General features: G+C 71.3%; 21 protein-coding genes. 3 read left to right on the top strand and 18 right to left on the bottom strand.

The annotated features are described in order from the left end of the window. Positions 1–290 precede the first annotated feature (290 nt). The 13 genes from nusB to AC069T_RS19960 all read right to left on the bottom strand — a co-directional run bounded on the left by nusB (position 291) and on the right by AC069T_RS19960 (position 13,436). Positions 291–725 carry a transcription antitermination factor NusB gene (gene nusB, locus AC069T_RS20020; RefSeq protein WP_476751956.1) on the bottom strand — a complete coding sequence of 145 codons (435 nt, stop codon included), beginning with the start codon at positions 723–725 and terminating at the stop codon, positions 291–293. A 2-nt stretch (positions 726–727) separates the two neighbouring features. Further along, complete coding sequence (gene efp / locus AC069T_RS20015; protein WP_478784025.1) at positions 728–1,294, bottom strand: elongation factor P; 567 nt, start codon at positions 1,292–1,294, stop codon at positions 728–730. Between the two features lie 46 nt (positions 1,295–1,340). After that, positions 1,341–2,447 carry a M24 family metallopeptidase gene (locus AC069T_RS20010; RefSeq protein ID WP_478784024.1) on the bottom strand — a complete coding sequence of 369 codons (1,107 nt, stop codon included), beginning with the start codon at positions 2,445–2,447 and terminating at the stop codon, positions 1,341–1,343. A gap of 125 nt (positions 2,448–2,572) precedes the next feature. Next, entirely contained in the window at positions 2,573–3,472 is a 900-nt protein-coding gene (locus tag AC069T_RS20005; RefSeq protein ID WP_478784023.1) for a Pro-rich N-terminal domain-containing protein, read from the bottom strand. Between the two features lie 283 nt (positions 3,473–3,755). Continuing rightward, positions 3,756–4,847, bottom strand: coding sequence for a 3-dehydroquinate synthase (aroB, locus tag AC069T_RS20000; protein ID WP_478784022.1), 1,092 nt, complete (start codon positions 4,845–4,847; stop codon positions 3,756–3,758). Further along, a complete protein-coding gene (locus tag AC069T_RS19995; RefSeq protein WP_478784100.1) occupies positions 4,844–5,326 on the bottom strand; it encodes a shikimate kinase in 483 nt (160 codons plus the stop codon). Before AC069T_RS19995 ends, aroB begins: the two co-directional genes overlap by 4 nt. Positions 5,327–5,358: 32 nt before the next feature. Next, entirely contained in the window at positions 5,359–6,543 is a 1,185-nt protein-coding gene (aroC, locus tag AC069T_RS19990; protein WP_478784021.1) for a chorismate synthase, read from the bottom strand. A 173-nt stretch (positions 6,544–6,716) separates the two neighbouring features. Further along, positions 6,717–7,568 (bottom strand): shikimate dehydrogenase, encoded by an 852-nt coding sequence (locus AC069T_RS19985; protein ID WP_478784020.1) that lies wholly within the window; start codon positions 7,566–7,568, stop codon positions 6,717–6,719. Further along, the gene (gene mltG / locus AC069T_RS19980; RefSeq protein WP_478784019.1) at positions 7,565–9,388 is read right to left on the bottom strand and encodes an endolytic transglycosylase MltG; all 1,824 of its coding nucleotides are present in this window, start codon (positions 9,386–9,388) and stop codon (positions 7,565–7,567) included. Before mltG ends, AC069T_RS19985 begins: the two co-directional genes overlap by 4 nt. A gap of 120 nt (positions 9,389–9,508) precedes the next feature. Beyond that, the gene (ruvX, locus tag AC069T_RS19975; protein WP_476751964.1) at positions 9,509–9,973 is read right to left on the bottom strand and encodes a Holliday junction resolvase RuvX; all 465 of its coding nucleotides are present in this window, start codon (positions 9,971–9,973) and stop codon (positions 9,509–9,511) included. A gap of 10 nt (positions 9,974–9,983) precedes the next feature. Then, positions 9,984–12,656, bottom strand: a complete 2,673-nt coding sequence (gene alaS, locus AC069T_RS19970) for an alanine--tRNA ligase (RefSeq protein WP_478784018.1) — start codon at positions 12,654–12,656, stop codon at positions 9,984–9,986. Beyond that, positions 12,656–12,994, bottom strand: coding sequence for a DUF6167 family protein (locus AC069T_RS19965; RefSeq protein ID WP_478784017.1), 339 nt, complete (start codon positions 12,992–12,994; stop codon positions 12,656–12,658). The genes alaS and AC069T_RS19965 overlap by 1 nt, the downstream gene beginning before the upstream one ends. A 7-nt stretch (positions 12,995–13,001) precedes the next feature. Next, the gene (locus AC069T_RS19960; RefSeq protein WP_478784016.1) at positions 13,002–13,436 is read right to left on the bottom strand and encodes a DUF948 domain-containing protein; all 435 of its coding nucleotides are present in this window, start codon (positions 13,434–13,436) and stop codon (positions 13,002–13,004) included. Between the two features lie 164 nt (positions 13,437–13,600). Between AC069T_RS19960 and AC069T_RS19955 the strand changes: the two genes are divergently transcribed. Beyond that, on the top strand, positions 13,601–15,784 hold the full coding sequence (locus AC069T_RS19955; RefSeq protein WP_478784015.1) for an ATP-binding protein: 2,184 nt from the start codon (positions 13,601–13,603) through the stop codon (positions 15,782–15,784). Positions 15,785–15,817: 33 nt separating this feature from the next. Here AC069T_RS19955 and rpsD read toward each other — a convergent pair whose 3' ends face one another. From rpsD to AC069T_RS19930, 5 genes are all read right to left on the bottom strand, one after another. Beyond that, positions 15,818–16,432, bottom strand: a complete 615-nt coding sequence (gene rpsD, locus AC069T_RS19950; protein WP_358855555.1) for a 30S ribosomal protein S4 — start codon at positions 16,430–16,432, stop codon at positions 15,818–15,820. A gap of 335 nt (positions 16,433–16,767) precedes the next feature. Next, entirely contained in the window at positions 16,768–18,123 is a 1,356-nt protein-coding gene (locus AC069T_RS19945; protein ID WP_478784014.1) for a replication-associated recombination protein A, read from the bottom strand. 66 nt (positions 18,124–18,189) lie between these two features. Further along, positions 18,190–18,828 carry a vitamin K epoxide reductase family protein gene (locus AC069T_RS19940; protein WP_478784013.1) on the bottom strand — a complete coding sequence of 213 codons (639 nt, stop codon included), beginning with the start codon at positions 18,826–18,828 and terminating at the stop codon, positions 18,190–18,192. A 453-nt stretch (positions 18,829–19,281) separates the two neighbouring features. Then, positions 19,282–20,544, bottom strand: a complete 1,263-nt coding sequence (gene hisS / locus AC069T_RS19935; RefSeq protein ID WP_478784012.1) for a histidine--tRNA ligase — start codon at positions 20,542–20,544, stop codon at positions 19,282–19,284. An 11-nt stretch (positions 20,545–20,555) separates the two neighbouring features. After that, a complete protein-coding gene (locus AC069T_RS19930; RefSeq protein ID WP_358854270.1) occupies positions 20,556–21,266 on the bottom strand; it encodes an MBL fold metallo-hydrolase in 711 nt (236 codons plus the stop codon). A 187-nt stretch (positions 21,267–21,453) separates the two neighbouring features. Between AC069T_RS19930 and AC069T_RS19925 the strand changes: the two genes are divergently transcribed. After that, positions 21,454–22,275 carry a peptidylprolyl isomerase gene (locus AC069T_RS19925; protein WP_478784011.1) on the top strand — a complete coding sequence of 274 codons (822 nt, stop codon included), beginning with the start codon at positions 21,454–21,456 and terminating at the stop codon, positions 22,273–22,275. 135 nt (positions 22,276–22,410) lie between these two features. Continuing rightward, positions 22,411–23,640, top strand: a complete 1,230-nt coding sequence (locus AC069T_RS19920) for a DUF349 domain-containing protein (RefSeq protein ID WP_478784010.1) — start codon at positions 22,411–22,413, stop codon at positions 23,638–23,640. Positions 23,641–23,767 lie beyond the last annotated feature (127 nt).

The raw sequence follows: 23,767 nt of genomic DNA, 5'->3' as shown, positions 1-23,767 counted from the left end.
GGGAGATGCGAGGCGTGGTTTCCCAGAAGAGGGGGTCTTTCTTTTTGGCGGGGGGAAGGGGAGGGGGGGGGGGGGGGGAGAGGAACCCCCCCCCCCCCCCCCCCCCCGGCGGCTTTCTGCGCGCCGCACGGACCCCGGGGGCACCGGCGAGGCCGCCAAGCCCCCGCGAGGGCACAGGAGGACACAGGAACGCCGGAGGGCCCGCAGCGGGTGCGCTGCGGGCCCTCCGGCGTTCCGTACGTCGTCACGGCGCGCCGTACGACCAGGCCACGCCCCGCGGGAAATTCGAGTTAGGCCTCGTCCCGGCGGAGCGACGGCTTCAGTTCCTTCAGACGGCCCAGCAGGCCGTTGACGAACGCGGGCGACTCGTCCGTGGAGAACTCCTTCGCCAGCTGGACCGCCTCGTCGAGCACCACGGCGTCCGGGGTCTCGTCGACCCAGATCAGCTCGTAGGCGCCGAGGCGCAGGACGTTGCGGTCGACGACCGGCATCCTGTCGAGCGTCCAGCCGACGGAGTACTGCGCGAGGAGATCATCGATCCGGGCGGCCTTCTCGGCGTACCCCTCGACCAGCTGCATCGTGTACTCGCTGACCGGCGGCTGCCGGGTGTCGGACCGGGAGTGCCGGATCCAGTCCGCGAGGACCGTGAGGACGTCCACGTCGCGCTGGTCGCCCTCGAAGAGGATCTGGAAGGCGCGCTTGCGGGCCGTGTTGCGGGCAGCCACGGTTAGCTGTTCACCCGGCCGAGGTAGTCGCTCGTACGGGTGTCGACCTTGATCTTCTCACCGGTGGTGATGAAGAGCGGCACCTGGATCTGGTGGCCGGTCTCCAGGGTGGCGGGCTTGGTGCCACCGGTGGAGCGGTCGCCCTGCACACCGGGCTCGGTCTCCTGGATGGTCAGCTCGACGGCGGCCGGCAGCTCGACGAAGAGCACCGCGCCCTCGTGCTGCGCGACGGTGGCGGTGAAGCCCTCGATCAGGAAGTTGGCGGCGTCGCCGACGGACTTGCGGTCGACCATGAGCTGGTCGTACGTGTCCATGTCCATGAAGACGAAGTACTCGCCGTCCATGTACGAGAACTGCATGTCACGCTTGTCGATCGTGGCCGTCTCGACCTTGACGCCGGCGTTGAACGTCTTGTCGACGACCTTGCCGGAGAGCACGTTCTTCAGCTTGGTGCGCACGAAGGCCGGGCCCTTGCCGGGCTTGACGTGCTGGAACTCGACGACGGACCAGAGCTGGCCGCCTTCGAGCTTGAGGACCAGGCCGTTCTTGAGGTCGTTCGTGGAAGCCACGGTTGCGGAATCTCCTGGACTGACGTGGACGACCAGAAGACACGCGCTACAGCGCGAGCAGCTCCTTGGTCGTAATGGTGAGTAGCTCGGGTCCGCCGTCCGCCTCGTGGCGCACGACGAGCGTGTCATCGATCCTGACACCGCCCCGGCCCGGGAGGTGAACCCCCGGTTCGACGGTGACCGGCACGCAAGCGTCCAGTTTACCCATGGCCGCGGGGGCCAACTGCGGGTCCTCGTCGATTTCGAGCCCGACACCGTGTCCGGTGAGCACCGGAAGGCCCTCGGCATGCCCCGCGGAGTCCAGTACCTGACGGGCCGCCCGGTCCACGTCACGGTAGGCGGCACCCGGCACCAGAGCCTCGCGTCCGGCGCGCTGAGCGGCGAAGACGAGGTCGTACAGCTCGATCTGCCAGTCCGCGGGCGAGGTCCCGACGACGAACGTGCGGCCGATCTCGCAGCGGTAGCCGCGGTACACGGCGCCCAGACAGACCGAGAGGAAATCGCCCTCCTCGACCCGGCGGTCGGTGGGCCGGTGTCCGCGGCGCCCCGAGTTCGGGCCGGCGCCGACGGAGGTCGGGAACGCCCGGCCGTCGGCGCCGTGGTCGACGAGCCGGCGCTCCAGCTCGAGCGCGAGATGCCGTTCGGTGCGGCCCACGAGGATCGATTCGAGAAGCTCGCCCAGGGCCTGGTCGGCGATCTCGGCGGCGATGCGCAGGCAGGAGATCTCCTCCTCGTCCTTGACGACCCGCAACTGCTCCACCGCGCCGCCCAGGTCCGCCAGCCGCAGCCGGGGTGCCGCCGAGCCGATGGCGCGGTGCCGCCGCACTGTCAGGTGGTGCTCCTCCACGGCGAGGGACTCCGCACCCTGCGCGGCCGCGAGGTCGGCCGCGGCGACGGCCGCGTCACCGCCCGGCACACCCGTCAGCCGCACCCGCAGCGCCTCGTCGGGCCGCCCCTCGGCGGCGTCCCCGCCCGGCAGGGAGGAACAGAGCAGCAGGTCCTCGGACTTGCCGAGCAGCAGGACGGCGCCGTCCGGCGCCGTGCCCGCGAGATACCGCACGTTGGCCGGGCGGGTGACGAGCGCCGCGGCGCTGCCGCCCGCCGTGCTGCGTTCCCGGAGCCGCTCGCGGCGCGCCGCGTACACCTCTGACATGTTCCGAGCCTACGAGCGGTGGCCGGATGTCGCCGGTCCAGCGGGGCCGACCGGGCGTCGGGGCCCCCCCCCCCCGACACCGCTGAGCGCGCGGGCGGAGGACCGGCGATCTCAGTCTCGGCAGGTCACCACTGCGGCGGGCTGGCGATCGAGCGGGCGAGGACGTCGTCCAGGATCCGCGCGGTGGCCGGCACGTCGAGCTGCGAGTTGTCGATGATGGGCAGCCCGGAGCCGTACCAACCGGCCATCCGGCCGTGGATCCGGGCGACCTCCTCGTCGGTGAGCCGGCGGTTGCCGGAGCGCTCGGCGTTGCGCTCCAGGACGATCTCCAGGCCCGGCAGCAGGACGACCGGCAGCAGACCGGGGCCCACGTGCCGCTTCCAGCCGCCGAGGCCGACGACCGGTCGGTCCGGGAACACGGCGTCGTCGAGGATGCACGAGATGCCGTTGGCCAGGAAGTTCCGTGCGGCGAATCCACAGGTGCGGCGGGCGAGGCGGTACTGCGCCTCCGAGTGGTCGTTCCACCCGGACTGGGGGTCCGCGAAGCCCGAGCGCACCCATTCGCGGACGTCGTCGAGGCTGATGTGCGCCGTGGGGACCCGGCGGTGCTCCGCCCAGTACTTCGCGACGCTGGTCTTGCCGGCTCCGGCCGGGCCGATGAGCAGCACCGCGAGCGTGGTGGCCGCCGGGTCCGGGGTGCCCACGGCGGGCGGCGGGGACGGCACGGCCACGGGGGCACCAGGGGGCAGCCGCACATGGCCGGTGGCATCCGGCGTGGGGGCCTGGTGCGCCGGGGGCACCGGCGCCTGCGCGGGCGGCGCGGGAGGCTGGTGCGCAGGGGGGTGGTGCGGGGCCTGGGCGGGCGGGACCCCGGGGGGAAGGGGGGCCCCGGCGAAGCCCGGGCCGGGCGGGGACGCGGGTACCGGACCCGGTCCCGGGTGCTGTCCGGCAGATGACCAGCCGACGGCCGGTCCGTGCCCCGGCTGATGGGGCGGCGGCAGCGGAGCCCCCACTGCGTGCTGCATCCGGTGCCACTCCGTCTCGTGTCTTTCGGCTCGGTCGCGTCCGGGACGCCTCTGTCGCTGCCGGGACCGGCCGCGCTCGACCCCTGCGGCCTCCGCGCGCTCTCCCCCACGGCACCGAAACGCCCCTGAAGCGCGGTCGCCGCAGGCCGTTGGCGCGGCAGCGGGGCCCGAGCCCCGCCGCCTACCGAACGGTACCGTCCCCGGCCGCCGTTGTGTGAACGGCCGGGAAGGGCCCGCAGTGCCCGGGGGCGCCGCGAAATCGGACCAAGCGGACCGAGGGGAACTACTCGCCCACCTCGCCGTAGGCGGCGAGGAGGACGGCCGGGTCGGGACCCTCCAGGACGGTCGGCCTGGCCAGCCCGTCGAGGACGATGAAGCGCAGGAGGTCACCGCGGGACTTCTTGTCGACCTTCATGTTCTGCAGGAGCTTGGGCCACTGGTCGTAGCGGTAGTGCAGCGGCAGGCCCACCGCCTCCAGGATCGTGCGGTGCCGGTCGGCGGTGGCGTCGTCGAGGCGGCCCGCCAGCCGGCCGAGTTCGGCGGCGAAGTGCAGGCCGACGGCGACAGCCGCGCCGTGCCGCCACTGGTAGCGCTCGTTCTTCTCGATCGCGTGGGCCAGGGTGTGCCCGTAGTTGAGGATCTCCCGCTGCCCCGACTCCTTGAGATCCCCGGAGACGACCTCCGCCTTCACCCTGATGGAGCGCTCGATGAGCTCGGCGGTGTGCGGCCCCGCCGGGGTGCGGGCCGCCTGCGGGTCGGCCTCGATGAGGTCCAGGATCGCCGGGTCGGCGATGAAACCGGCCTTGATGATCTCCGCGAGACCCGACACGAAGTCGTTGACCGGCAGCGAGTCCAGCGCGGCGAGGTCGCAGAGCACCCCGGCGGGCGGGTGGAAGGCCCCGACCAGGTTCTTGCCCTCGGCGGTGTTGATGCCGGTCTTGCCGCCGACCGCCGCGTCCACCATGCCGAGCACGGTCGTCGGGACGGCGATCCAGCGCACCCCGCGCAGCCAGCTCGCCGCGACGAAACCGGCGAGGTCGGTGGTCGCGCCGCCGCCCACACCGACGATGACGTCGGTACGCGTGAAGCCGGAGGTGCCCAGCGCCTTCCAGCAGTACGCGGCGACCTCGGCGGTCTTGGCCTCCTCGGCGTTCGGCACCTGGATGGCGATGGCCTCGAAGCCCTGTCCGGCCAGGTCGGCACGGAGCGCCTCGCCGGTGTCGGCCAGCGCCTCGGGGTGGATGACCGCGACGCGCTTGGTCCCCTCGCCGATCAACGCGCCCAGTTCGCCGAGGAGCTGACGGCCGACCAGGACCTCGTAGGGATCGGTGCCCGCCGTACCGCCGACGTGGATCCGGGTCACAGCCTCGCTCATGCTTCCTTCAACTCCAGTGCGTCGAGGACCGCCTGGGCGACCTCTTCGGGGGTGCGGCCGTCGGTGGCGACCACCGCGCGGGCCACTTCGGTGTACAGGTGACGGCGGGCCTCCATCAGCTCGCGCCACTGCCGGCGGGGGTTGACCGCGAGCAGCGGCCGCGCCGCGTTCAAACCGGTGCGCCGGACCGCCTCCTCGACGTCCATCGAGAGGTAGACGACCCGGTGTGCGGCGAGCAGCGAGCGCGTCTCGTCGTCGAGGATCGCGCCACCGCCCAGTGCCAGCACACCGTCGTGCTCGGCGAGCGCCCGGTGCACCGCCCGCTTCTCGATCGCGCGGAAGGCGGGCTCGCCCTCGTCGACGAAGATGTCGGCGACGGTGCGGCCCTCACCGGCCACGATGTCGTCGTCCGTGTCCCGGTAGGCGCAGCCCAGCCGCCCGGCGAGCAGCGCGCCCACCGTGGACTTGCCGACGCCCATCGGGCCCACCAGCACGACCAGGGGCGCGGGGCTCACCGGATGGCCAGGTTCTCGAGGTACGACGTCACGTTGCGGCGGGTCTCGGGGACGCTGTCGCCGCCGAACTTCTCGGCCACGGCGTCCGCCAGGACCAGCGCCACCATGGCCTCGGCGACGATGCCGGCGGCCGGGACCGCGCACACGTCGGAGCGCTGGTGGTGGGCCTTGGCGGCCTCGCCGGTGGCCACGTCGATGGTGGCCAGGGCGCGCGGCACGGTCGCGATGGGCTTCATCGCGGCCCGTACGCGCAGGAGTTCACCGGTCGTCAGACCGCCCTCGGTGCCGCCGGAGCGGCCGGTGGAGCGCTTGATGCCCTGGTCGGTGTGGACGATCTCGTCGTGCGCCTGGGAGCCGGGCACCCGCGCCAGGTCGAAGCCGTCGCCGACCTCCACGCCCTTGATGGCCTGGATGCCCATGAGCGCCGCGGCGAGCCGGGCGTCGAGCCGCCGGTCCCAGTGCACGTGCGAGCCGAGGCCGACCGGGACGCCGTAGGCCAGCACCTCGACCACACCGCCCAGGGTGTCGCCGTCCTTGTGGGCCTGGTCGATCTCCGCGACCATCGCCTTCGACGCGTCGGCGTCCAGGCAGCGCACCGGATCGGCGTCGAGCCTCTCCACGTCCGAGGGCTTGGGGTACACCCCGTACGGCGCCTTGGCGCCCGCCAGCTCGGTCACATGGCTGACGATCTCGATGCCGGCCGTCTCCTTCAGGTAGGAGCGGGCCACCGCGCCGAGCGCCACCCGGGCTGCCGTCTCCCGCGCCGAGGCACGCTCCAGGATCGGCCGGGCCTCGTCGAAGCCGTACTTCTGCATGCCCGCGAGGTCCGCGTGGCCGGGGCGGGGCCGGGTCAGCGGCGCGTTGCGGGCCAGGTCGGCGAGGATCTCCGGGGCGATGGGGTCGGCCGCCATGACCTGCTCCCACTTCGGCCACTCGGTGTTGCCCACCATGACCGCGACCGGGGAGCCGAGGGTGAGGCCGTGCCGGACGCCGCCCAGGAAGGTGACCTCGTCACGCTCGAACTTCATCCGCGCACCGCGCCCATAACCGAGGCGCCGCCGGGCCAGGTGGTCCGCCACCATGTCCGTGGTGATCGGCACGCCGGCGGGAAGTCCCTCCAGCGTCGCGACAAGTGCGGGACCGTGGGACTCCCCCGCGGTCAGCCAGCGCAACCTGCTCAACGGTGCTCCTCCTGCTCGCGCCCGGTACTGCTGCTGCGTACGCGCGTCCTCGCGTACGGCGAAGGCGGGACCGGGTGCGCGGCCCTGGCCCGCCACCCCCGATCCTCCCACGTCCGGCGGCGGGAACCGGCCCCAGGTCCATCAGGCGGACGGCGGCGCGGAGGCGGGGGGTCTCAGTGCCCCGCGAGCGCGTGCTCGCCCGCCTGGCGCATGGCGTCCAGCGGCGCGGGCGAACGGCCGGTCATCTGCTCGACCTGGAGCACCGCCTGGTGCACGAGCAGGTCGAGGCCGCTGACGACGGCGCCGCCGTACGCCGACCAGCGGGCGGCGAGCTCGGTGGGGAACGGGTCGTACAGCACGTCGAACAGGGTGGCGGGGCGCTCGGGCACGGCGGCGGCGAGCGCGTCCGTGGCGCCCGCGGGGGTGGTGGCGATCACGAGGGGCGCGTGCAGGGCCTGTGCCGCGTCCTGCCAGTCCGCCGTCCGCACGTCGATGCCGAGCCGCTCGCCCCACTGCCGCATCTCGGCGGCACGCGTTTCGCTGCGGACGTACGCGACGACCTCGCCGGTGCAGATCCGCGCCAGCGCGGCCAGCGCGGAGGAGGCGGTGGCGCCGGCGCCGAGCACGGCGGCGGAGTCGACCTGCTCGATGCCCCGCTCGCGCAGGGCGGCGACCATGCCGGGGACGTCGGTGTTGTCACCGGTGCGCCGGCCGTCCTCGGCGAAGACGACCGTGTTCACCGTCTCGACGGAGGCGGCCGTCTCGCTGATCTCGTCGAGCAGCGGGATGACGGCCCGTTTGAGCGGCATGGTCAGCGAAAGCCCCGCCCATTCCGGCCCCAGCTTCCCGACGAAGGCGGGCAAGGCCTCCTCGTCGACCTCGAACCGGTCGTAGGACCAGCCGTCGAGACCCAGCCGCTCGTACGCGGCCCGGTGCAGCACCGGGGACAGGGAGTGGGCGATCGGAGAGCCCAGTACGGCGGCTCTGCGCTTGCTGACGTCGGTGCCGGTGCCGGTGCCGCTCATTGCCCCTTCTGTTCTTCGAGGTACTTCTCACGGTTGCGGTTCTGCTCTTGGTTCGTCTCGGCGAACAGCGTCCTGTCCTCGCTGACGGAGACGAAGTAGTACCAGTTGCCCTTGGCCGGCTTGAGCGCGGCCTCGATGGCCACCTCGCCGGGGTTGCTGATCGGTCCGGGCGGCAGACCCTTGATCTTGTACGTGTTGTAGGGGTCGTCGAGCCGGCGCAGTTCGTTGACCGAACCCGTCGCGAGCTTGGACTCGCCGCGGAGGTAGTTGACGGTCGAGTCGAAGTCGAGCAGGCCGTAGGTCTCGGTGTTGTCCGGCTTCAGCCGGTTGTAGACGACCGTCGCGACCTTCTCGAAGTCGCGCTTGTACTTGCCCTCGGCCTGGACGAGGCTCGCAACCGTCAGCACCTGCAGGGGGTTCTTCAGGTTCAGGTCGTCGGCCTTGGACTCGATGCCGAGCTCGGCGTACTTCTCCTTGGCCAGGTCGACCATCTGCTCCAGGACCTCCTTGGGCTTCATGCCCTTGGCCACCGGATAGGTCGACGGGAAGAGGAATCCTTCCAGCGGGTCCTTGATGTTCTTGCCCGTGTTCGCCCAGGAGGGCAGGCCGAGGTCCGGCCATTCCTTCCGGGCGACGCCCCGGGTGGTGCCCTTCTTGATCTCGAGGGCCTTGTCGACGGCCGCGTAGACCTGGGCGTTGCGCTCACCCTCGAAGACCGTCAGATTGTTCCGGCTCTTCGGGTCGAGCATCAGGGCCACGGCGCTCTCCGCGGACATCCGGGTGTTGAGCAGGTAGGAGCCCGCCTGGATCTTGTCGCCGTCGGGGTTGTTCGTCTGCGCGCTGACGAAGGCGTCGACGCTCCTGACGACGCCGGCCTCTTTCAGCTTCTGGCCGATCGCGGAGCCGAAGGCGCCCTTCGGGATGACGACCGTCACCTGGTCGTCCGTGCCGTCCCCCGCGTAGTCGGGCGCCGAGCCGAAACGATTTTGGTAGAACTGGTAGCCGAAATATCCGACTCCGCCGAGGCCGCCGCCGAAGACGAGGACGACCACGAGGCAGGCGCATCCGCTGCGGCGCTTGCGGTCCTTGCCGCCGCCCCGGCCCCGCCGGTCCCCGCGCCCGCCGCGGCCGTCCGCGTCGTCGTCGTCGGAATCGTCGTCGTCCGCGAAGAAGGCGTGCTCGCCCTGGTCGGGTCCGGGATCCCAGTCGGTCTGCGGCTCCGGTTCGGCACGGCGCCGGGCGGGCGGCTCGGGCGGCGGGTACGCGTCCGGCGTGTTGTAGAAGTCGGGCTGCTCACCGCTCGCGTAGGGGGCCGCGTGGGCACCGTAGGGGTCGACCGGGTCGGCGGGGTACGGGACCTGGGCGTTCGACCCGGTGTTCCAGCCGCCGTTGTCGGACTCCTGCTGTCCCTGGCCCGCGTACTGCCGCTGTTGTCCCTGGTCCGGGTACTGACCGCCCTGCCCCTGGAACTGCTGCCGGTCCTGGTCGTACTGCGGCTGTCCGCCCTGGCCGTACTGCTGATGATCCTGCTCGCCGTACTGCTGCGGGGCCTGGCCGTGCTGGTGGTTCTGCTCCGCGTAGGGCTGCTGGGCCCGGTCGCCGTACTGCTGCTGACCCTGCTGGTCGTACGTGGCCTGGTGGCCGTTGTCCCAGTCGCCGTACTGCGGCTGCTGCGACTGCGGCTGCTGCGGATAGTGCTGCGGCTGGCCGCCGTAGGGGGACTGGCCCTCCTGGGCCTGTCCTCCCCATCCGCCGTCCCCGTACAACGGGTCCTCCGGATGCCACGGTTCGGAGCCTGGGCCCCGGCCATACTCAGTCATCGATCCCCTAGAGCCGCGAGGCGGTGGCTGCTGGCGCCTGGCACGGCTCCTGTCCGCCTCTTCTCTGTGCGGCGACTGTTCGAACACCGCCGCATCGCGCGGAACGTTACCGTATCGCGATCAGATGACCACTTCGACGCCCTCGCCGGGCGCCCCGCCTGACGCCCGTTCGGACTCCAGGGCCTGCTGCAGAATGATGACGGCGGCCGCCTGGTCGATGACCGACCTGCCCTTCTTGGACTTCACGCCCGAGGCGCGCAGTCCCTGACTGGCCGTCACCGTGGTCATTCTCTCGTCCAGCAGCCGCACCGGGACGGGTGCGATGCCCCGGGCGAGCTCCTGGGCGAAGGCGCGGACCTTGACCGCGGCCGGACCCTCGCCCCCCTTGAGGGAGCGAGGGAGTCCGACGACGACCTCGATCGGTTCGTACTCCTCGACGAGTTGCCGCAACCGGCGGTGAGCGGCCGGGACATCGCGCCCCGCCACCGTCTCCACCGGGGTGGCGAGGATCCCGTCGGGGTCGCACGAGGCGACCCCGATGCGGGCGTCCCCGACGTCGATCGCGAGCCGGCGTCCTCTGCGCATCTCAGGACCCTTACTTGGCCGTCTCGGCGACGAGGCGCTCGACGGCGTCCACGGCTTCACCGATGGCGGCCGGGTTCTGGCCGCCGCCCTGGGCGACGTCCGGCTTGCCGCCGCCACCGCCACCGAGGGTCTTGGCGGCCGTACGGACGAGTTCACCGGCCTTGAGGCCGCGCTCGCGGGCCGCCTCGTTGGTGGCGATGACCGTGAGCGGCTTGCCGCCCACGGTGCTGAACAGGGCGACGACGACGGCCCGTCCACCCTGGATGCGGCCCCGCACGTCGAGCACCAGCCTGCGCAGGTCGTCGGCGGTCGTGCCGTCCGGGACCTGCCCGGTGACCAGCGCGATGCCGCGTACGTCCTTGGCGGACTCGGCGAGCCCGGCGGCGGCCTGGAGGACCTTCTCCGCGCGGAACTTCTCGATCTCCTTCTCGGCGTCCTTCAGCTTGCCGAGCATGGCGGAGATCTTCTCCGGGAGCTCCTCGGGGCGGCCCTTGACCAGCTCCTGGAGCTGGGCCACGACCGTGTGCTCGCGGGCGAGGAAGTTGTAGGCGTCGACACCCACCAGGGCCTCGATGCGCCGCACGCCGGAGCCGATGGACGACTCGCCGAGCAGCTTGACCAGGCCGAGCTGGGCCGTGTTGTGCACGTGCGTGCCGCCGCACAGCTCCTTGGAGAAGTCGCCGATGGTGACGACGCGCACGCGCTCGCCGTACTTCTCGCCGAACTCGGCGATGGCGCCCTGCTTCTTCGCCTCGTCGATGCCCATGACCTCGGCGTGCACGTCCAGGTCGCGGGCGAGCACCTCGTTGATCTGCTGCTCGACGTCCGTCATCACGGTCGTGGGCACGGCCGACGGGGAGCCGAAGTCGAAACGGAAACGGCCGGGCTGGTTCTCGGAGCCGGCCTGGGCGGCCGTCGGGCCGAGAGCGTCCCGCAGGGCCTGGTGGGTGAGGTGCGTGGCCGAGTGGGCGCGGGCGATCGACGTGCGGCGGCGCACGTCGATGGTGGCCTGGGCCTTGGCGCCCACGGTCACCTCGCCGACCTGGACGACGCCCTTGTGGACGTACACCCCGGGCACCGGCTTCTGGCAGTCGCGGACCTCGATCACGGCGCCGGTGTCCACCCGGATGCGGCCGGTGTCACCGATCTGGCCGCCGCCCTCGGCGTAGAACGGCGTGCGGTCGAGGACGATCTCGACCTCGTCGCCCTCGGTGGCGGCCGGGGAGGAGGCGCCGTCGACCAGGATGCCGACGATCGTGGACTCGCCCTCGGTCTGCGTGTACCCGACGAACTCGGTCTCGCCGGCGGCGTCGGCGATCTCGCGGTAGGCACCGAGGTCGGCGTGGCCGGTCTTCTTGGCCTGGGCGTCGGCCTTGGCGCGCTCCCGCTGTTCCTTCATCAGGCGGCGGAACCCGTCCTCGTCCACGGAGAGGCCCTGCTCGGCGGCCATCTCGAGGGTGAGGTCGATCGGGAAGCCCCAGGTGTCGTGGAGCAGGAACGCCTTGTCGCCGGAGAGCACCGTGCCGCCGGCGGCCCTGGTCTCGGTGACAGCGGTGTCGAGGATGTTCGTGCCGCCCTTGAGGGCCTTGAGGAAGGCGGCTTCCTCGGCGAGGGCCACGGTCTCGATGCGCCGGCGGTCGGAGACGAGCTCCGGGTACTGCCGGCCCATCATCTCGATCACGACGTCGATGAGGTCCTTGACGACCGGGCCGGTGGCGCCGAGCAGCCGCATGTTGCGGATGGCGCGGCGCATGATGCGGCGCAGCACGTAGCCACGGCCCTCGTTGCCGGGGCTGACGCCGTCTCCGATGAGCATCACGGACGTGCGCATGTGGTCGGTGACCACGCGCAGCGAGACGTCGGAGTTGTGGGCGGCGCCGTACTCGACGCCGGTCAGCTCGGTGGCCTTCCTGATGACGGCCATGGAGGTGTCGATCTCGTACATGTTCTGCACGTTCTGCAGAATCATCGCGAGGCGTTCCATGCCGAGGCCGGTGTCGATGTTCTTCTGCGGCAGCTCGCCGAGGATCTCGAAGTCCTCCTTCGAGGTGCCCTCGCCGCGCTCGTACTGCATGAAAACCAGGTTCCAGATCTCCACGTACCGCTCGTCGTTGACGGCCGGGCCGCCCTCGACGCCGAACTCGGGGCCGCGGTCGTAGTTGATCTCGGAGCACGGGCCGCAGGGTCCGGGGACGCCCATGGACCAGTAGTTGTCCTTCTTGCCGAGGCGCTGGATGCGCTCGGCGGGCACGCCGATCTTCTCGCGCCAGATCTGCTCGGCCTCGTCGTCGTCGAGGTAGACGGTCACCCACAGGCGCTCCGGGTCGAGCCCGTAACCGCCCTTGTCCTGGGGCGAGGTGAGCAGCTCCCAGGCGTGCGTGATGGCGCCTTCCTTGAAGTAGTCGCCGAAGGAGAAGTTGCCGCACATCTGGAAGAAGGTGCCGTGGCGGGTGGTCTTGCCGACCTCTTCGATGTCGGGGGTGCGCACGCACTTCTGCACGCTGGTGGCGCGCGGGAACGGCGGCTTGACCTCGCCGAGGAAGTACGGCTTGAAGGGGACCATGCCCGCGGGGACCAGGAGCAGAGTCGGGTCGTCCGCGATGAGCGACGCCGAAGGGACGACGGTGTGACCGCGCTCCTCGAAGAAGCTCAGCCAGCGGCGGCGAATCTCGGCCGACTCCATCAGTGGTCCTCATTCCGGTTGTACGAGTGCGCCGACCTCTCGACGTACTCGGGGTTGCTGCGGTTCTCGATGGCGGCCAGGCGCCGCGGGGCGGGCAGTGCGGGGTCCGTGGCGGCGTTCAGTCCGAGTGCCTCGTCGAGTTCGGCCTCGCGCTGGAGCATGCCCTCACGGACGTCGAGGGCGAAGTCCTTGAGCCGGTGGCCCGCCTCGATCGCCTTGTTCGCGGCCTGTGCCGCGAGGCTCTCGGGAGTCAGCTGCCTGATCTTGCGGTTGACCTTGGTGGTGGCCCATACGCCGGCGGCTGCGCCCGCGGTGAACCAGAACGTACGGCGGAACATCGCTGCGTCAGTCCTTCTTCCGCTTTCCCCGTCGCGCGGACGGGACGGTGCGTCCCACGATCACGGTGCGGCGGGACGCCTTGGGGGGCTCGTTCTCACGTCGGACACCGAGTGCCCGGCGGACGCCGTAGCCGAACGCCGCGACCTTCACCAGGGGGCCGCCGAAGGTGGACGCGACCGTCGTGGACAGCGCCGACGCGTTCGACGTGACCTCCTGGACGTCGGAGGCGATGGCGTCCACCCGGTCGATCTGGGTCTGTGCGGAGCGCACCGCCGAGGAGGCGTCGGCCAGCAGCGGGACGGCCTGGTCGGTCACGTCCGCCACGAGCTTGGTGGTCGCCCTGAGCGTCTGGGCCAGTCTCGCCAGTGCCACGGCGAGGAAGGAGACCAGGATCGCCCAGAACACGGCCGCCAGGATCCCGGCCACCTCTCCACCGGACACTCTGATTGCACCCGCTCCCTGATACGTGCCTGAACTTCGAAAAGTCGTCCCCCGAGCCTATCGCGCCGGGGCCGCCGCTCCGCACCCGATTACCGCCGCCTCCGTCCGGAGTTCGCGCGAACCGATTGTACGGAACGCACACGTGTCAGTACGCTCCGTGTCCCATGCGCCCCTCTCACCCGCCCCGGCTCGCGGGCTCCCCGTCCCCCGGCAATCTCCCCCTGGAACTCAACGCGTTCGTGGGGCGCTCGGCGGAACTGAGGCGCCTGGCGGAGGCACTGGAGTCGGCCCGGCTGGTGACCGTGACGGGGATGGGGGGCGTCGGCAAGTCGCGGCTCGCGGCGCACGCGGCGGCACGGACGGACCAGAGTGACGGAGCGTGGCGGGTGGAGCTGGCCGCGGTCCGTGAGCCGGAGCTCGTGGAGTACGCGGTGCTGGAGGCCCTGGGACTGACGGATCACACGTCCCGGCTGCCGCGCGAGGTACTGCTCGACCATCTCGCCGGGCGTCGGCTCCTGCTGGTCCTGGACGGTTTCGAGCATCTGGTGGACGTGTGCGCCCCGCTGGTAAGCGAGTTGTTGCGGGCCGTGCCGGGGCTGCGGGTGCTCGCCGTGGGGCGCAGGCCGCTGGAGGTCGAGGGCGAGCAGTTGTTCCCGCTGGCGCCGATGACCGGGCCGGAGGCCGTGGAGCTGTTCGCGGTGCGGGCCGCAGCCCGGCTGCCCGGGTTCGCGGTGGACGACGCGAACCGGTCCGCCGTCCTGGAGCTGTGCCGGCGCCTGGACGGGATTCCGCTCGCCGTCGAACTGGCCGCGGGCCGGCTGAGCACGCTCTCCCCCGCGCAGCTGCTGTCGCGCCTGGAGGACCGGTTCCGGCTGCTGACGGGCGGCGGGCGGGACGTGCCGCCGCGCCACCGGACGCTGCGTACGGCGATCGGCTGGAGCCACGAGCTGTGCACACCGGAGGAACGGCTGCTCTGGTCACGCCTCTCGGTGTTCGCCGGGCGGTTCGACCTGGAGGCCGCCGAGTACGTGTGCAGCGGTGACGGGCTGCGGGCCGAGGACGTCCTCGACGTCCTCGGCGCGCTGCTCGCCCAGTCCGTGGTCACCCGCGAGGAGAGCTCCGCCGGCGTCCGCTACCGCATGCTCGCCACGGTCCGCGCGTACGGCGCCGAGTGGCTGGCGGCGATGGGGGACGCGGAGCGGTTGCGCCGCCGCCACCGCGACTGGTTCATGGGCCTGGCCACGTGGTGCGAGCTGGACTGGTTCTCGCCGCGCCAGGGAGAGGTCGCGGCGCGCATCGAGGCGGAGCTGCCGAATGTGCGGTGCGCTCTCGAGTACTGCCTGACCGAGCCGGGCGAGACACACCTGGGCCAGTACCTGGCGGGAAGCCTCTGGTTCTTCTGGGTCGGCTGCGGCCGGCTCGCCGAGGGGCGGCACTGGCTGGACCGCTGCGTCGAGCCGTCCCCGCAGGACGGGGCGTACGAGCAGTCGCGGCTCAAGGCGCTCTGGGTGCTCGGCTACGTGGCGGTCCTCCAGGGGGACGCGGTGCCCGCGCTCGCCGCGCTCCAGGAGTGCCGTGCCGAGGCGGAGCGGTCCGGGGACCCCACGGCGGTGGCGTACGCGGAGCACCGCACCGGCTGCCTGGCGCTGGTCACGGACGACATGCCGCGCGCGGAGGGTCTGCTGCGCTCGGCGCTCGGCCGCTACCGCGAGATCGGCGAGCTGAACAGCAATGTCCTGATGGGGCAGGTGGAACTGGCGATGGCGAGGGCGTTCCAGGGCGACCTGCCGGGTGCGGTCGAGCTGTGCGAGGACGTCCGCCGGGTCTGCGAGGACCACGGGGAGCGCTGGGCGCTGGCGTACGCGCTGTATGTGCTGGCCTACGGGGCGTGGACCGAGGGCGACCGGCAGCGGGCGCGGGATCTGCTGGAGGAGTGCCTCGGCATCGGGCACACCTTCCACGACCTGCTCGGCACGGTCCTCGCCGTCGAGCTGCTCGCCCTGGTGACGGCGGAGGACGGCGATCCGGCCGAGGCGGCGCTGCTGCAGGGCGCGGCGTCCCGGATGTGGCCGTCGGTGGGGCTGCCGCTGTTCGGTTCGGCGTACTACAACGCGCCGCACGAGCGCTGCGAGGCGACGGCGCGGGAGCTGCTGGGCGACGAGCGGTACGAGGAGTGCGTCCGGGAGGGCGCCCGGCTGGAGCAGGAGGCGGCGGTGGCCCGGGCGTTCGGGCGGGCCGGGAAGCGGACGCTCGGCGCGGTGCCGGCGCCGCGGTCGACGCGGGCACGCACGGACATGCGGAAGCCCGCCGCCTCGCCCACCCGGAAGGGCGGCGAGACGGCGGGCTGACACACAGGTGGTGCTACGTCCGCCGGAAGACGATCAGCGGGCGTAGTACTCGACGACGAGCTGCTCGTCGCAGATCACCGGGATCTCCTTGCGGTTCGGCTCGCGGTCCAGGCGGAAGGCCAGGGCGCGGAGGTTCACCTGGAGGTAGCGCGGGGTCTCGCCGTCGGGGGCGAAGCCACCCTCACGCGCGACCTCGAACAGCGGCTTCTGGCGGCTGCGCTCGCGGACCATGACGACGTCGTCCGGCCTGACGCGGAAGGACGGCTTGTCGACCTTCTGGCCGTTGACCTCGATGTGGCCGTGGACGACCATCTGGCGGGCCTGGTAGATCGTGCGGGCGATGCCCGAACGCAGGACCAGCGCGTCGAGACGGCGCTCGAGCTCGATGACCAGGGCCTCACCGGTCTTGCCCTGGGTCTTCGCGGCACGCTCGTAGGCGCGGACGAGCTGACGCTCGGACACGTCGTACTGCGCACGCAGACGCTGCTTCTCGAGCAGACGGACCTTGTAGTCCGAGTTCTGCTTGCGGCCGCGGCCGTGCTCACCCGGCGGGTAGGGGCGGGCCTCGAAGTACTTGACGGCCTTCGGGGTCAGCGCGATGCCGAGGGCACGCGACTTCTTGACCTTGGGGCGGGACTGGTTCGGCATGAACCAAACACCTCGTGTTTCTGATGTGAATACGGCTTCACCAGGGTTAGGGGAGGTCGCAATCCGCAGCCGGGGAAACCCTGCGGGTCCGTAGCGGGACCTGCCGGGCAGCCGCTCTCCGGTCTGGGCACATACGTGCAGCACGCGAGTGGCCCACCGACCTGTTCCCGGTGGTCCGGGAGGGTGGTGGGCTGCCCGCGACACCTTCGACGGTGCGCGACGCTCCTGGATCCCCTGTGCCTCGCGGCGCACGGGTTCCGGCTGGATGTCCCGTTCTGGTGGTGCCGACCGGAGCCGGACACGGGACGCAGCGCTTCAGGGAGTCTACAGGGTGGTCAGGGCCGTCCTCGACCGAGGTGCTTCCTGGTCCATTCGACGGCGTCCGCGTAGCGCGCCTCGGCGCCGTGCCGGGTGGGGGTGTAGTACTCCCGGTCCTTGAGCTCCTCCGGTGCGTACTGCTGGGCGGCGATGCCCTCGGGCAGGTCGTGGGGATACACGTAGCCCTGCGCGTGCCCCAGTTTGGCCGCGCCCTTGTAGTGCCCGTCGCGCAGATGGGCCGGGACGGGGCCCGCGTGGCCCTTGCGCACGTCCTCCATGGCGGCGCCGATGGCGGTGGTCGCGGCGTTCGACTTCGGGGCGAGGGCGAGGGCGATGGTGGCGTGGCTGAGGGTGAGGGCGGCCTCGGGGAAGCCGATCATTGCGACGGCCTGGGCGGCGGCGACCGCGACCGGCAGGGCGTTCGGGTCGGCGAGGCCGATGTCCTCGCTGGCGGAGATCATCAGCCGGCGGGCGATGAAGCGGGGGTCCTCACCGGCCTCGATCATCCGCGCCAGATAGTGCAGGGCGGCGTCCACGTCCGAACCGCGGATGGACTTGATCAGGGCGCTCGCGACGTCGTAGTGCTGGTCGCCGTCGCGGTCGTACTTCACGGCGGCGCGGTCGACCGTCTCCTCCAGGGTCCGGAGGGTGATCTCCGGCTCGCCCTTGTCGAGCGCGGAACCGGCCGCGGCCTCCAGGGCGGTCAGGGCCCGGCGGGCGTCGCCTCCGGCGATCCGCAGCAGATGCTCCCGGGTGTCCTCGGGGAGGGTGACGGCCTCCTTCAGGCCTCGCTCGTCGGTGAGCGCCCGGCGCAGCAGAGCGCTCAGGTCGTCGTCCGTGAGCGGTTCGAGGGTCAGCAGCAGGGAGCGGGACAGGAGGGGGGAGATCACCGAGAAGTAGGGGTTCTCCGTGGTCGCGGCGATCAGGGTCACCCAGCGGTTCTCGACGGCCGGGAGGAGGGAGTCCTGTTGCGCCTTGCTGAAGCGGTGGATCTCGTCGAGGAAGAGGACCGTCTCCTTGCCGAAGCCGCCGGTGGCCCGGCGGGCGCCCTCGATGACCGCGCGCACTTCCTTGACGCCCGCGGTGATCGCGGACAGCTCGACGAAGCGCTTGTTCGTGGCCTTCGAGACGACGTATGCGAGGGTCGTCTTGCCGGTGCCCGGCGGCCCCCAGAGGATGACGGAGGACGGTCCCGCGGGGCCTTTGCCGCTGTCGCCCACCAGTCTGCGCAGGGGCGAGCCCGGCTTCAGCAGGTGCTGCTGACCCACGACCTCGTCGAGGGTGCGCGGGCGCATCCGGACCGCCAGGGGGCTGCTGGACGGGTCCTTCTCCTGGCGTTCTTCTGCTGCGGCGGTGAACAGGTCGGGCTCCACGTACGAAACCCTATGCCACGCCACCGACAACGCCGCCGGGCCCGGTCGGCCGGGGCCCGGGCGGGGTCAGCCGGTCCAGAAGTCCCACCAGCGGGTGAGGATCAGCATGCCGATGATGCCGATGTGCAGCACGGGCAGGACCCAGGTGAACTCGCCGAAGAAGCTCTGCACCGGGCGCGGCGCCGGCAGGAAGCCGTGGCGGATGTTCGACGAGGTCACGTACCAGAACATGAGGATCGTGGCGACCCAGGCCAGGCTGCACCACAGGCACAGCGAGTTGATCCGGTACAGGGACTGGAACTGCAGCCAGGTGCAGAAGGCGACACCGAAGAGGGTGCCGGCGTTGAAGGTCAGCCAGTACCAGCGGGGGAAGGTCGCCCGGGCGAGCAGGCTGACGCCGACGCAGATCACGATGCCGTACGCGACCAGTCCGAGCATCGGGTTGGGGAACCCGAAGACGGAGGCCTGGTCGCTCTTCATGATGTTGCCGCAGGAGACGACCGGGTTGAGGCTGCAGCCCGGCACGAAGCCCGGATCCTCCAGCAGCTTGAACTTGTCGATCGTGATGACCCACGCGGCGAGCAGACCGGCCGCGCCGGTGATCACCAGCAGCAGGGCGAGGGCCGGGCTGCCGCCCACGGTCCGCGGAGCGCCGCCGCGCTCCTGGGCGAGGGAGACGCCGTCCTTGGCTGTCGTCTTGCTCATCACGCCGATCCGTTACTGGGAGTGGGCTCTGCGGGCACGGTCATTGTGCCGCACGTACGCGCGTGTCCACCGTTCGATGGACATAAGGAGGTACGGACGGCCGTGCCGTCGCGTTCGCTGCGCCCGGGAGCCGGTCGGCCTGACGGAACACGTGATCAACTCGCGGCGGGCCCGCGGGGACCGCCCCAGCAGGACGGGTACGTGATCGCCGTCGACGGCACCGGCCTCGGATTCCGGCACGGCGAGGTGTTCCGCCCGGACCGGACCTCGGCATTGTCCGGCAGGGGGAATCCGCACCCCCGAAGTTGACGGCCCGCCCGGCCGTGAGGCATTCGTCCCGTTAACGCCGGAAGTCGCATGACCGCCGGGAGGTCGTCGCCGCGGAAACGCCGGGACGGGCCGAGCCCTCCCCGGTGCGGGAAGCCTCGGCCCGTCCGGCAGGACCGGCGGCCGTCAGCCCAGGCGGGATTCCAGCTCCGCCACGATCTCGTTGACCCCGATCGGGGTCTGCTCGCCGGACTCCATGTCCTTCAACTGGACGACGCCCTCGGCGAGATCGCGCTCGCCGGCGACGATCGCATAGCGGGCGCCACTGCGGTTGGCGTTCTTCATCGCGCCCTTGAGGCCCTTGCCGCCGTACGAGAAGTCGGCCGCGACGCCGACCTTGCGCAGCTCGTTGACCTTGGCGAAGAGGAACCGCCGGGCCTCGTCGCCGAGCGGCACCGCGAAGACGCTGGTCGCCGACGGGATTTCGAGCGAGACGCCCTCCGCCTCCAGGGCGAGGACCGTCCGGTCGACGCCGAGCGCCCAGCCGACGGACGGCAGCGCGGGTCCGCCGATCATCTCGGACAGCCCGTCGTAGCGGCCGCCGCCGCCGACCGCGGACTGCGACCCGAGTCCGTCGTGGACGAACTCGAAGGTCGTGCGCGTGTAGTAGTCGAGGCCCCGCACCAGCTTCGGGTCGTCCTCGAAGGAGACGCCCGCGGCCGTGATCAGCTCGCGCACCTCCTCGTGGTACGCCTTGCAGGCGTCGCACAGGTAGTCCCGCAGCAGCGGAGCGCCGGTCAGCTGCTTCTGGACGTCGTCGCGCTTGTCGTCGAGGACCCGCAGGGGGTTGATGTCGGCGCGGCGCAGCGTCTCCTCGTCGAGGTCGAGCCCGCGCAGGAAGTCCTGGAGGGCGGCGCGGTAGACGGGACGGCACTCCTTGTCGCCCAGGGAGTTCAGCAGGATGCGGAACTCGCGCAGACCCAGCGAGCGGTACGCCTGGTCGGCCAGGATGATCAACTCGGCGTCGAGCGCCGGGTCCTCGGCGCCGATCGCCTCGGCGCCGACCTGCGAGAAGTGGCGGTAACGGCCCTTCTGCGGGCGCTCGTAGCGGTAGTACGAGCCCGAGTACCAGAGCTTGACGGGAAGGTTGCCGGCCTTGTGCAGGTTGGCCTCCAGCGCGGCGCGCAGCACGGAGGCGGTGCCCTCGGGGCGCAGCGCCAGCCTGTCGCCGCCCTTGGTCTCGAAGGCGTACATCTCCTTGGTCACGATGTCGGTGGACTCACCGACACCGCGGGCGAACAGCTCGACGTTCTCGAAGCCGGGCGTCTCGATGTACCCGTAGCCGGAGGTGCGCAGCGGGGCGGCGATGGCCTCGCGCACGGCGAGGTAGGCGGCGCTGTCCGGCGGGATCAGGTCGTACGTGCCCTTGGGGGCCTTGAAGGTGCTCACGGAAGGTCTCGTCACATTCCTCGTCGGGGAGCCTCGGGTGCTCCCTGGCCGGCGGCGGCCACCTGCCGCAGATACGGGTTGGTGGCGCGCTCCTGGCCGATGGTCGTCTGGGGGCCGTGGCCGGACAGCACCACGGTCGAGTCGTCGAGCGGCAGGCACACACGGGCCAGCGAGTCGAGCAGCTCGGCCGCGTCGCCGCCGGGCAGGTCGGTGCGTCCGACGGAGCCGGCGAACAGCAGATCCCCGGAGAAGAACACGGACGGGATGTCCGCGCTCTCGGGCATGCGGAAGGTCACCGACCCCTTGGTATGGCCGGGCGCGTGCGCGACGGAGAGGTCGAGGCCCGCGAGCCTGAGCTCGGCGCCGTCGGTGAGTTCCTTCACGTCGTCGGGCTCCCCCACGGTCAGTTCGCCCATCAGCGGCATCCCGATGGAACGGCCGAGCGCCTTCTCCGGGTCGCTCATCATGTAGCGGTCCCGGGGGTGGATCCAGGCCGGTACGTCGTGCGCTCCGCAGACCGGTACGACCGAGGCGACGTGGTCGATGTGGCCGTGGGTGAGGATGACCGCGACAGGCTTGAGCCGATGCTTGGCGAGTGCGTCCTCGACTCCCTGGGCGGCCTGATGGCCCGGGTCGATGATCACGCACTCCTCACCCGCGGCGGGGGCGACCAGATAACAGTTGGTCCCCCAGGCCCCGGCGGGGAACCCGGCAATGAGCACGATCGTCCTTCGTTTGTGTCGTACGAGGTCATACGGCGTCGTACGGGGCGGGTGGCTGCGGATCAGAGCCTACCGGCGCTGCCGTTTCCTCAGCGAACCCATATACGGTACGGGGCACACGCAGGCGGTCGGCTCTCTGAACGCACGCGTCCCCTTTGCCGAACGAGACGCACGAGGAGAAAACCCGGTGGTCAGCCAGGAGCAGCGGCGGCGTCAGCTCGCCCGGGAGAAGTTCTTGCGGCAGCAGCAGCGGCGTACGGCCGCGCGGCGCAGGACGCACGCACGCAACACGGTGATCGCGTCGGTCCTCGGCGTCGTCGTGGTGGGCAGCGTCGTGTCGTACGCGACCGGGGTCTTCAAGAACGACGACAAGAAGACCAGCGCGGGCGCGGAGGTGACGCCGAGCCCCTCGGCGCCGAGCAAGGCGCCCGATCCTTGCGAGAAGGCCGCCCCGGGCAAGGTGGAGTCGCTGAGCTGGAAGAAGGAGCCGGCCGTCACCATCGACAAGTCCGCGGACTACACGATGAAGCTGGCGACGACCTGCGGCGACATAGACGTCGACCTGAAGACGGCCGCGGCGCCGCACACGGTGAACTCGTTCAACTTCCTTGCGGGCAAGGGGTTCTTCGACCACACCAAGTGCCACCGGCTGGTCACGAACGGCATCTACGTGCTGCAGTGCGGTGACCCCAAGGGCACCGGCAGCGGCGGCCCGGGCTACACGATCCCGGACGAGAACCTGAAGGACAAAAGCCTGAAGGGCGGCATCTACCCGGCGGGCACGGTCGCCATGGCCAACACCAGCCAGAAGCACACCGGCGGCAGCCAGTTCTTCCTCGTGTACCAGGACAGTCAGCTGCCGCCCAATTACACACCGTTCGGGACGATCTCGAAGTCCGGCATGAGCGTTCTGAAGAAGATCGCCGCGGCCGGGGAGAGCACCGGCCAGGGCGACGGCGCACCCAACGCGACCGTCGTGATCAACAAGCTGACCGTGACGAAATCCTGACCGCCAGCTGCGAAACTTCGGTCGCGCGGGATGCGGACAGCCGCCCCGCCGGTCGCCTATGTTGGCCGTGACGAAACTGTGGACGATGCCCGGGGGCGCGGAAGCCTCCCGCGGGCATCATGTGGAGGAGGCGCTGTGAGCAGCGACCCGTGGGGCCGCGTCGACGAGACGGGGACCGTGTACGTGCGTACGGCCGAGGGCGAGCAGGTCGTCGGTTCCTGGCAGGCCGGCTCCCCCGACGAGGCGCTGGCCTACTTCGAGCGCAAGTACGAGGGCCTGGTTGTGGAGATCGGCCTCCTCGAGAAGCGAGTGAAGACCACCGACCTGTCGGCGAAGGACGCCCAGGCCGCCATCGCGCACATCCGTGAGCAGGTGGACGCCCACCACGCGGTCGGTGACCTGGACGCGCTGCGGGGGCGGCTGGACAAGCTCGTCGAGACGGTCGACGCGCGCCGTCAGGAGCGCAAGGAACAGCGGGCCAAGCAGTCCGACGAGGCACGGCACGCCAAGGAGGCCCTGGTCACCGAGGCGGAGGAGCTGGCGCAGAGCGAGCAGTGGCGGTCGGCCGGTGAGCGGCTGCGCGCGCTGGTGGACACCTGGAAGGGGCTGCCGCGGCTCGACCGCAAGTCGGACGACGAGCTGTGGCACCGCTTCTCGCACGCGCGCTCGGCGTTCTCCAAGCGGCGCAAGGCGCACTTCGCGTCGCTGGACGCGCAGCGCGAGGAGGCCCGCAAGACCAAGGAGAAGCTGGTCGCCGAGGCCGAGGCGCTGTCCGCTTCGACGGACTGGGGTCCGACGGCGGCCCGCTACCGCGAGCTGATGGCGGACTGGAAGGCCGCGGGCCGCGCCCAGCGCGAGCACGAGGACGATCTGTGGAACCGCTTCCGCGGCGCCCAGGACGTCTTCTTCGCAGCGCGCGGCTCGGTGTTCGCCGAGCGGGACGCGGAGCAGTCGGAGAACCTGAAGCTCAAGGAGGAGCTGGCAGAGGAGGCCGAGAAGCTAGTCCCGGTGCAGGATCTCAAGGCCGCCCGCGCCGCGTTCCGTTCGATCAACGAGCGCTGGGAGGCCATCGGCCACGTGCCGCGCGACGCCCGGCCGAAGATCGAGGGCCGGATGCACGCGGTGGAGCGGGCTCTGCAGGAGTCCGAGGAGACCGAGTGGCGGCGGACCAATCCCGAGGCACGTGCGCGTGCGGAGGGTCTGACCGGCCAGCTGCAGGCCGCCGTGGACAAGCTCACGGGTCAGATCGAGGCGGCGCGCTCCGCGGGCAACACCGCGAGGGCCGACAAACTCCAGAAGGAGCTCGACGGCCGTCAGGCGCTGCTGGACCAGGCCCTGAAGGGTCTGCAGGAGTTCGGCGGCTGACGTCGGCCGGCTGACGGGGTGCGGCTTTCCTCCGGTGCGGGCCCGGGGGGGGGGTTTTCCCCCCAGGGCCCCCCCCCTTTCTGTCGGGGGAGGCGGGTTTCCCCTTTTTGGGAGTTGGGGGGGGGTT

This window comes from Streptomyces sp. NPDC043867, assembly GCF_056435845.1.
This window is presented reverse-complemented; position numbering and strand designations above follow the sequence as displayed.